Annotated in this window: 8 protein-coding genes; 2 read left to right on the top strand and 6 right to left on the bottom strand. The window is 69.5% G+C overall.

The features are described 5' to 3' along the window. Nucleotides 1-976 (top strand): isopenicillin N synthase family dioxygenase (locus FNH04_RS36765; RefSeq protein WP_228031817.1); only part of this gene is annotated, 976 nt, incomplete at its 5' end. A gap of 93 nt (nucleotides 977-1069) precedes the next feature. Continuing rightward, a complete protein-coding gene (locus FNH04_RS36760; protein WP_152790176.1) occupies nucleotides 1070-1549 on the top strand; it encodes a hypothetical protein in 480 nt (159 codons plus the stop codon). Nucleotides 1550-1686: 137 nt separating this feature from the next. Here FNH04_RS36760 and FNH04_RS36755 read toward each other — a convergent pair whose 3' ends face one another. The 6 genes from FNH04_RS36755 to FNH04_RS36730 form a co-directional block, all read right to left on the bottom strand. Then, complete coding sequence (locus FNH04_RS36755; protein WP_152790175.1) at nucleotides 1687-2208, bottom strand: SRPBCC family protein; 522 nt, start codon at nucleotides 2206-2208, stop codon at nucleotides 1687-1689. A 51-nt stretch (nucleotides 2209-2259) separates the two neighbouring features. Then, on the bottom strand, nucleotides 2260-3336 hold the full coding sequence (gene ccsB, locus FNH04_RS36750; protein WP_322724892.1) for a c-type cytochrome biogenesis protein CcsB: 1077 nt from the start codon (nucleotides 3334-3336) through the stop codon (nucleotides 2260-2262). A 135-nt stretch (nucleotides 3337-3471) separates the two neighbouring features. Continuing rightward, nucleotides 3472-5244, bottom strand: coding sequence for a cytochrome c biogenesis protein ResB (resB, locus tag FNH04_RS36745; protein ID WP_152790174.1), 1773 nt, complete (start codon nucleotides 5242-5244; stop codon nucleotides 3472-3474). A gap of 3 nt (nucleotides 5245-5247) precedes the next feature. Continuing rightward, nucleotides 5248-6021 (bottom strand): cytochrome c biogenesis CcdA family protein, encoded by a 774-nt coding sequence (locus FNH04_RS36740; protein WP_322724890.1) that lies wholly within the window; start codon nucleotides 6019-6021, stop codon nucleotides 5248-5250. Nucleotide 6022: 1 nt separating this feature from the next. Continuing rightward, complete coding sequence (locus FNH04_RS36735) at nucleotides 6023-6688, bottom strand: TlpA family protein disulfide reductase (RefSeq protein WP_194236931.1); 666 nt, start codon at nucleotides 6686-6688, stop codon at nucleotides 6023-6025. Between the two features lie 66 nt (nucleotides 6689-6754). Then, nucleotides 6755-7954: polysaccharide deacetylase family protein (locus FNH04_RS36730; protein WP_152790173.1), on the bottom strand; the 1200-nt coding region annotated here is incomplete at its 5' end.

Genomic DNA, 7954 nt, shown 5'->3' with positions numbered 1-7954 from the left:
CCCCCGTACCGGCACCAGCCCCCGCGTCCCGACCATCGACCTCGGCCCCTGGCTGTCCGGAGACGCGGAGGCCCGCGCGCGGACCGCCCGCACGGTCGACGAGGCCCTTCGGACGGCCGGCTTCCTCCTGGTCACCGGCCACGGGGTGGACCCGGCCCTGCGCACCCGCGTCCGGGCCGCCGCCCGTGCCTTCTTCACGCTCCCCACCGAGGCCAAGCAGGCGTACGAGGCCAAGGTCGGCGGCCGCGGCTGGCTCGGCCCGGGCGCCGAGGCGAACGGCTACTCCGAGGGCACCAAGACCCCACCGGACCTCAAGGAGTCCCTTACTTTCGCAACCCACGAACCCTTCGAGGACCCGGCCGTGAACGCTGAGTGGTACGCGCCGAACGTATGGCCCTCGCAGGTGCCGGAGCTCCGGCCGCTGTGCGAGGAGTATCTGGCGCGGATGGCGGAGCTGGAGAACCACCTCCTCGCCCTGCTCGGAGAGGCCCTGGGCCTCGAACCCGACTTCTTCACGCGCCACATGAGCCACCCCACCTACGGCTTCAACATCAACTGGTATCCGGGCACGGAGGTCGTCGGCGAGCCCGAGCCGGGGCAGTTCCGCATCGGCCCCCACACCGACTTCGGCACCGTCACGATCCTCGACCGCCAGGCCGGCAAGGGCGGGCTCCAGGTCTACACGGACGAGGGCGGCTGGGAGGACGCCCCCTACGACCCGGACGCCCTCACCATCAACATCGGCGACCTGATGGCCCGCTGGACCGGCGACCGCTGGCGCTCCGGCCGCCACCGCGTCCTGCCCCCTCCGACCGACACCCCCGCCGAAGAGCTCATGTCCCTGGTCTATTTCGGCGAGTGCACCCCGGGGACACGGGTGGAGTCCGTCCCCGCGCCGGTGGGGCGAGTGGCGTACGAGCCGGTGGACTCGCACGTGTACCTGCGGGAGAAGCTCGACTCGATCACCGTCGGCTGATCGGGTCGGCTGATCGGTCGGGGGCCGGCCCAGTGAGCGGCCGGTGGTCGTTCGGCTGATCGCGTTGTCAGTGGTCGCCCTTAGCGTGTGGACATGAGTGATTCAGGGGGGTCGTTGGTGACCCGGTCCACGGGTGACCTCGTCGGGACGATGGAAGCCGTCGGGTTCAGCGATGTGGACGACGCGGAGCCGCTGGCGGACGGATGGCTGCAGGTGGAGTTCGCGGACTTCGGGCGGCACAGTGCCCAGGCGCTGGTCCGCAGAACGGGCGCGCCGGTCGTCATGGTGTCCTATCTGGACAGTGACCTGGGGTTCGTCGAGGCCGCACTGCCGGGTGGGGGAGGCTGGACGGGGCTGCTGAATCCGGAGTTGGCCGAGAGTTACGAGATAGGTCCGGACGAGTTCCCGGTCGGGCCCGCGGTGGCGGGTGCGGCGGCCTGGTCCGCGGCCGCGGGGCTCGTGGGCGACGAGGCGCTGGTCCGGCGGGCATTCACCGAGCACGCGGACTTCGCGGAGTGGCTCTTCCCGGTGCTTCTCGCCGGCCTGGGCATACCGGGGGCGGAGCTGCCCTGAGCCGGTCGGAACCCTGCCCGCGCGACGCAACAGATCAGCCCGCGCCACCGACCGTTCGGGGCACGCGGCTGAGCATGAGTTCTGGCGACAGGACTCACTGCCACTCAGTCATACTGCCGCTCAGTCATGGGGAACGGTCACGCCTCGGCGTACGTCTGCCGTAGCTCCTCGAAGCGGTCCGGTGTCCAGGCCGTCCAGTCCACCGGGTGTCCGTCGAGCGCCTCGGCCAGGTACTCGAAGTGGAGGTGCCAGGCGGCCAGGCAGTCGCGGCGGAGTTCGTCGTCGCCGCGGATCTCGTTGGAGAAACGGAGTGTGGTGCCGTGCTCACCGTCCGGTTCCAGGTGGAGGCGGATCCGCCCGTGGAAGCCCTCCAGCGTGTACTCGGCGACCCTCTCGACGTCCCAGGCGGTGATGCGCCCCGCTACCGCCGGCGGCGTCTCACCGCCGGGGCCGGTGTTCAGCCAGCGCAGCGCGACCGCACCGCCGAGGCGCGGCTCGAAGGTGTCCGCGGCGGCCAGCCAGGTCCTCAGCCCGTCGCCGTGGCCGGCCACCACGGGCCACACCCGCTCCACCGGGTGGCGGGGCAGGTGCAGCGTGAAGTGCAGCGTGTGCGTGTCCCCCCGAGTCCGGCCGGTGCCCTGTTCGATGACCTCGTCCATGACACCAGCCTGACGCGTGCCCGGGGGTGACGCACCCGGCTGGGGCTGGGATCACACGCCGGAGTACGAGTGCTTGCCGGAGACGAAGATGTTGACGCCGTAGTAGTTGAACAGCCAGCAGCCGAAGGCGATGAGCGCGATGTACGCGGCCTTGCGGCCCTTCCAGCCGGCGGTGGCGCGAGCGTGCAGGTAGCAGGCGTAGGCGACCCAGGTGATGAAGGACCAGACCTCCTTGGGGTCCCAGCCCCAGTAGCGGCCCCAGGCGTCGCCGGCCCAGATGGCGCCCGCGATGATCGTGAACGTCCACAGCGGGAACACCGCGGCGTTGACGCGGTACGAGAACTTGTCGAGGGACGCCGAAGCGGGCAGCCGCTCCAGCACGGAGGTCGCGAAACGGCCCGGCTTTCCGCCGGTCGCGAGCTTGTTCTCGTACGAGTCCCGGAACAGGTACAGGATCGTGCCGACCGCGCCCACGTAGAACACGGCACCGCAGAGGATCGCGGTCGAGACGTGGATGTACAGCCAGTACGAGTGGAGGGCGGGAACCAACTGGTCGCTGGCGGTGTACAAGACAGTGACGGCGATACCGAGATCGAGGAGCACCGACGTGATCAGGGGAAGGCCGAGCCAGCGGATGTCCTTCTTCAGCGCCAGGAAGCCGAGATACACACCGACGGCGACGGTGGAGAAGGTGATGTTGAACTCGTACATGTTGCCCCATGGCGCCCGCTGCACCGACAGGGCGCGCGTCAGCACACCGCCGAACTCGATGGCGAAGGCCAGCGCGGTGAGGGACACGGCGATACGGCCGTAGAGGTCGCCCTGCTCGTCCCCGCCGTGCGCACCGGGCCCGTCCGGCACGTCCCGCGCACCGGCCGCGGCCCGCACGACCACCTCGGGCCGCTCCAGCACGGCGGTGCCGCCGGCCTTCTTCACGGTCACGGCGGGTGCCTTCGCCCCGGTCTTCTGCGTCAGGGCGGCGGCCGTCCGGCCGACCTTGCTGCGGCTGCCGAAGAGCCATTCGGCGATGTACGCGAGGAAGGCCAGCGTGTAGACGGCCATCGCGGAGTAGATGAGCAGGTTGCTGATGCTGGCAAGGTTTTCGTTGGTCGCTGCGGCAAAGGTCACCTCAGCACTCCTTCGGGGGATGTCCCGGCAACTTCCGGCAGGACAATGCGGTCGTCGGTCGGCTTCTCAGCACGTGGCAGCACGTGTGGTGCGAGAACCAGGCGCATGCCGATCTCGCCGAAACAGGGGGAGGCTTCAATTCTTCTCAGCCCCTTCTGCGGGTGCGACGTGGGCGTCGGAGTCGGAGTCACTGGCCGGGTCCGGCTCCGGCTCCGGCCCCAGGTCCGCGTTCCGCTCGGGAGCGGCCGGTGCCGCGTCGTGCACCAGACCCGCCAGATCGCCCAGTTCCTCGGGGAGCTTCGCGGACTCGCTGCGGCCGAGGCCCGCCATCTCGACGACCGTGAGGCCGTCGGCGCCCCGCACGGCGCGGACCCAGACGCGGCGGCGCTGGATGAAGAGGGAGGCGGCGAGGCCCGCGATGGCGGCGACGGCTCCGGCGAGGGCCCAGCCGCTGCCGGGCTGCTGGGTGACCTGGAAACCGGCCCACTCCTTGACCCCGTCGAAGCTGACCGTTCCGGCGCCGCCCGGCAGCGTCATGGTCTCGCCGGGCTTGAGGTTCTCCCTGAGCTGCGCGCCCTTGGAGTCCTCGAACATCTTCAGATGGCTCTTGTCGAGCCGGTACACACTCTGCGGCACACCCGAGTCGACACCGAGGTCACCGTGGTAGGGCTCCAGGTTCAGCACCGGGTTCAGCAGCGCCGGGAACTGCGAGACCACGGCGGTGCCCTCTCCGCCGTACGACGGCAGGAAGAACGCCTGGAAGCCGAGCTGCTCCCGCTTTCCCTTGGCGTCGCGGTAGCCGTCCATGACCTTGATCACACCGGAGGAGGTGACGTTCGCGTCGAGCGGCAGCAGCGGCACGGCGTCGCTGAAGACGACCTTGCCGGAGCCGTCCCGGACGGTGACGACGGGGGCGTAACCGTGACTCACGAGATAGACCTTGGAGTCGCCGATCTCCAGCGGCTCGTTGACCTTGACCGTGGTCGACTTCTCCTCGCCGTCGGCGCCCACGGCATAGGTGATGGCCGCCTCGTACGTGCGCGGAGTGCCCTTGTTCGGCCCGGTCGCCTCGTACGTACCCCTGAAGTTCTTCAGGTCGAAGCTGAACGGGTTGAGGTCGTCGGGGGTGAACAGGCTGCCGGACTTGAAGTCGTCGTACTGGGTGAGGGTGTTGGCGAAGCCGTCGCCCTCGACGATCAGCTTGGTGCCCTCGGACCTCAGGAGCTGGCCCCAGGCGAACGCGATCAGCATCACGATCAGCGCGATGTGGAAGAGGAGGTTGCCCGCCTCCCGCAGATAGCCCTTCTCGGCGGCGACCGCGTCCCCTGCCACGTGGGAGCGGAAGCGGCGCTGCCTGAGCACCTTCAGCGCGGCCTCGCGCACCTGCTCCGGCTCGGCCCCGGTGCGCCAGGTCGCGTACGCGGGCAGCCGGTCGAGCCGCTTCGGCGCCCTCGGCGGGCGGCCCCTGAGCTGCTCCACGAACTGCCAGCTGCGGGGCACGATGCAGCCGATGAGCGACACGAACAGCAGGATGTAGATCGCCGAGAACCACACCGAGCTGTACACGTGGAACAGCCCGAGCCTGTCGTAGACGGGCCCCAGGGTCTCGTGCGCCTTCAGGAAGTCGGCGACCTTGGTCTCGTCCTGACTCGACTGCGGGATCAGCGAGCCCGGGATCGCCGCGAGCGACAGCATGAACAGCAGCAGCAGGGCGACCCGCATGGAGGTCAGCTGCCGCCAGAACCAGCGGGCCCAGCCGATGACGCCGAGCGAGGGCAGGTTGGGGGCGTCCTCACGGGGAGCGGTGGACAGCTGGGAGCCGGCGGCGCCGAGGTCGCTGTCCTCCGCGGCGGAGGCCTTGGCCTCGACCTCGGCCCTGGCCCCGGTCTCCGTCTCTGTGTTGCTCATGGATCAGATCCCCACCGTGAAGCCGTTCGACCAGACCTGCATCTCCTGCACGATGCGGTCCCAGGCGCCGGTCAGCAGGAGCAGGCCGGTCGCGATCATCATGCCGCCGCCGATACGCAGCACCCACACGTAGTGCCGCTTGACCCAGCCGAAGGCACCGAGCGCCTTACGGAAGGCGACCGCGGCGAGGACGAAGGGCACACCCAGCCCCAGACAGTACGCGACGGTCAGCAGCGCACCGCGCCCGGCGCTGGCCTCGTTGGAGGAGAGCGCCAGTACCGAGGCGAGGGTCGGGCCGATGCAGGGCGTCCAGCCGATACCGAACAGCGCGCCGAGCAGGGGCGCGCCGACGAGCCCGGCGGCCGGCCGCGTGTGGAAGCGGTACTCGCGCTGGGTGAGCCACGGCATGAGCCCCATGAAGAAGACGCCCATGAGGATCATGAAGGTGCCCAGCACCCTGGACAGGACGGCCTGGTGCTCCTGGAGCGTCGCCCCGAAGTAGCCGAACAGCGCGCCGCCGGAGACGAACACGGCGGTGAAGCCGAGGACGAACAGGGAGGCACCCACGACCATCCGCCCGCGCCGGGCCTCGGCCAGATCGGTTCCGGTGACCCCGGTGACGTACGAGAGATAGCCGGGTACCAGCGGCAGCACACACGGGGAGAAGAAGGAGACGAGGCCGCCGAGCAGGGCGACCGGCAGGGCGAGCAGCAGCGCCCCGTTGAGGACCGTCGTGTTCGTGTCCGTGACCGCGGCCAGCAGGGACGCTTCGGACACGTCACTTCTCCGCGAGGATCGGATCGATCATCTTGCGGAGCTTCGACTCGCTGAGCGCCTGGAGGGAGCGCGCGGCGACCTTCCCCTCCCGGTCGATGACGAGCGTCGAGGGAATCGCCTGTGGATTGAGCGTTCCCTTCTCGAAGCGGAGCATCAGCTTGCCGGTCGGGTCGTACAGGCTCGGGTAGGTGACCTTGTACTCGTCCTCGAAGGCCCGGGCCGGTGCGGTGCTGGTGTCACGGGTGTTGATGCCGACGAACCGCACGCCCTGGCCTTCGAGGTCCTCGGAGACCTTGACGAGGTTGGAGGCCTCGGCACGGCAGGGCGAGCACCAGGAGCCCCACACGTTGACGACGACGATCTTGCCGTTGTAGGCGGAGGCCACGTCGAGTTGCTCGCCGTCGATGGTCTTGCCGGAGAGGTCGGGGGCGTCGGCCCGCTCGCCCTTCTTCACGGTGGCGATACCGTCGGAGCTGGTGATGAAGCCGGTGCCGCCCCCGCCTCCCGAGGTCCCTCCGCCGCAGGCGGACAGGGTGAGCGCGAGCGCGGCGGCTCCGGCGGGGAGCAGGACTGCGCGGTGACGGCTCGTACGGGGCCGGCGGGTCTCGGGGGTCTTGTTGATGCGGTTCGAGCGCTGGGGGGCACGGACACGGCTGGCGGCACTCATGTGAAAAGTTTCGCATGCCCGTCCCGGGGATCTTCCGCACCCCCCTCCAGGGTGGAAACCCCCATGTCAGCCCCCGTTTTGGGCGCCGTCCGAAGAGCTGCTCGGGGAGCCGTCCCCGGAGCCGTCCGCCGACCCTTCGGCCGGCTGCTTGCCGGTGTCCGCGAGGAACTCCTTCCAGCCGCCGGCCGGCTCCTGCCCCACCCCCAGCGACCGGAGCTTGTCGAGGACGTCCGGCTTCTGTACGTCCAGCCAGTCCACGAACTGCCGGAAGGAGACGATCCGTATGTCCGCGCCCTTCTTCTCCTTCTCCCGCGCGATGTGCTTGATGGCCTCCTCGACGGCGTCCATGTAGATGCCGCCGTTCCACTCCTCGAAGTGGTTGCCGATGAAGAGGGGTGCCCGGTTGGTCTCGTACGCCCGCTGGAACCCGGCGACATACGCCCCGGTGGCCTGCTCGCGCCAGGCCGGGTAGTTGGCGGGCGGGGCCTTGGTGGAGTTCTGCGACTGGTTGTACATGATGTTGTAGTCCATCGAGAGGACCTGGAAACCGCGCCCGGGGAACGGTATCTGCTGGAGCGGAAGGTCCCATATGCCCTGCTTCTTCTGCGGCCAGACCTGGAGGCCGCCGGACGAGGAGGAGTCGTAGCGCCAGCCGAGCTCGCGGGCGGTGGGCAGCAGGTTGTCCTGGCCGAGCAGACACGGGGTCCGGGCGCCGACGAGCTCCTTGTCGTAGTCGAAGGGCAGCGGTTCGACATCGGTCCAGCCCGTGTTGGTCCGCCACTCCTTGACGAAGGACTTCGCCTGGTCGATCTCGCTGCGCCACTGCTTGGGCGTCCAGTTGGCGACCGATCCGTAGCCACCGCAGAAGTGGCCGTTGAAGTGGGTGCCCATCTCGTGGCCGTCGAGCCAGGCCTCGCGGACGTACTTCAGCGTCGACTTGATGTGCTCGTCCGTGAGGTAGCCGATGTCGGAGGCGCCGGGCGCGTTGTTCGGCGGGAGGTACTTGCGCTTCTTGGACTCGGGCAGCAGATAGATGCCGGAGAGGAAGAAGGTCATGTGCGCGCCGTGGTCCTCGGCGGTCTTCAGGAAGCGCGGGAAGAGACCGTTGCCGACGTCCCCCGCTCCGTCCCAGGAGAACACCACGAACTGCGGCGGCGTCTCACCCGGCTCCAGCGGCCGCGGCTTGCCCGGCTGGTTGGGCTGCCGCCCGGTGTCCGCGGTGGACCCGTCCCCGATCGGCCTGGCTATCGGCTCGATCCCCTTCCC

The organism is Streptomyces phyllanthi (assembly GCF_009377205.1).
GTDB classification, from domain to species: domain Bacteria; phylum Actinomycetota; class Actinomycetes; order Streptomycetales; family Streptomycetaceae; genus Streptomyces; species Streptomyces phyllanthi.
The sequence above is the reverse complement of the archived record's forward strand: the minus strand, read 5'-3'. Positions and strand labels throughout refer to the sequence as shown.

What these genes read in the sequence shown, in the direction of transcription:
- FNH04_RS36755 (WP_152790175.1), bottom strand. Translation starts at nt 2,208, where the DNA reads ATGGACGAGGTCATCGAACAGGGCACCGGCCGGACTCGGGGGGACACG.
- FNH04_RS36760 (WP_152790176.1), top strand. Translation starts at nt 1,070, where the DNA reads ATGAGTGATTCAGGGGGGTCGTTGGTGACCCGGTCCACGGGTGACCTC.
- FNH04_RS36735 (WP_194236931.1), bottom strand. Translation starts at nt 6,688, where the DNA reads ATGAGTGCCGCCAGCCGTGTCCGTGCCCCCCAGCGCTCGAACCGCATC.
- resB (WP_152790174.1), bottom strand. Translation starts at nt 5,244, where the DNA reads ATGAGCAACACAGAGACGGAGACCGGGGCCAGGGCCGAGGTCGAGGCC.